This window comes from Vibrio sp. D173a (assembly GCF_030248475.1).
Map to the genome: position 1 here is coordinate 1 of NZ_JAHGAH010001224.1, position 823 is coordinate 823.

The 823-nt window shown below is 45.4% G+C and carries 1 protein-coding gene; it reads right to left on the reverse strand.

Going from position 1 to position 823, the window contains the following annotated elements; all coding sequences use genetic code 11:
* Positions 1 to 304 precede the first annotated feature (304 nt).
* On the reverse strand, positions 305 to 823 hold a 519-nt coding region (locus tag KIV40_RS32445; protein ID WP_285353467.1), incomplete at its 5' end, for a PLP-dependent transferase.

An 823-nucleotide genomic window follows, 5' to 3' on the forward strand; every position in this document is an offset into this window, starting at 1 on the left:
GGTGTCGTTATTATTTATCCCACTTAGATTCCTGAGTTCTGTTAATCAGGTCAATCCTATGCAGCGTGATACCGATAGTAGGCGTTAGTGATTTCGTTTGATTCGGAGCTCGTTAGATAGAGATAAAGGATTGGATATTAAAATGGTGCAGAAAGAAATACTGATAAGTGGTTCGGAAAAGGGGAGATATCGTTATTGTTTAATTGATGTGCTAATCACGTAATGGTTTTGTCATCGCCAACAAGATAACGAAAAGACCAGTCCATGATTAAGCTGGTCTTAAATCGTTAATTGCTTGTGGGTGTTAGGCGTTTAGAGCCTGCTCTAGATCGGCAAGAATATCGTCGATATGCTCAATACCAACAGATAGACGAATCATCTCAGGAAAGCGCTTAAAGATTTGTAGCGCGTCGTAGAAACGTACCCCGGCTTCATAACCGTCTTTGAGGCCGAAAGACAAGATAGCCGAAGGCTTACCCTGCATGTACTTTTCTGCGAGCGGGTAGAATTCGGAATCAGGAAGCCCGGCATAAATAACCCAGCTCACTTTCTCATGATTCTTAAGATATTCAGCGACCTTGAGGGCGTTCTCGGTGTGGCGCTCCATACGCAGTGATAATGTCTCAAGCCCTTGCATCAGCATAAATGAGTTCATTGGTGACAGTGCTGCCCCCGTGTTTCGCAGAGGCACAGTACGTGCTCGGCCAATAAAGGCAGCTTCACCAAACGCTTCTGTGTACACCACTCCGTGGTAAGACGGCTCTGGCTGATTAAAGACAGGGAAGCGATCTTTATGTTGTGCCCACGGGAACTTACCGGAATC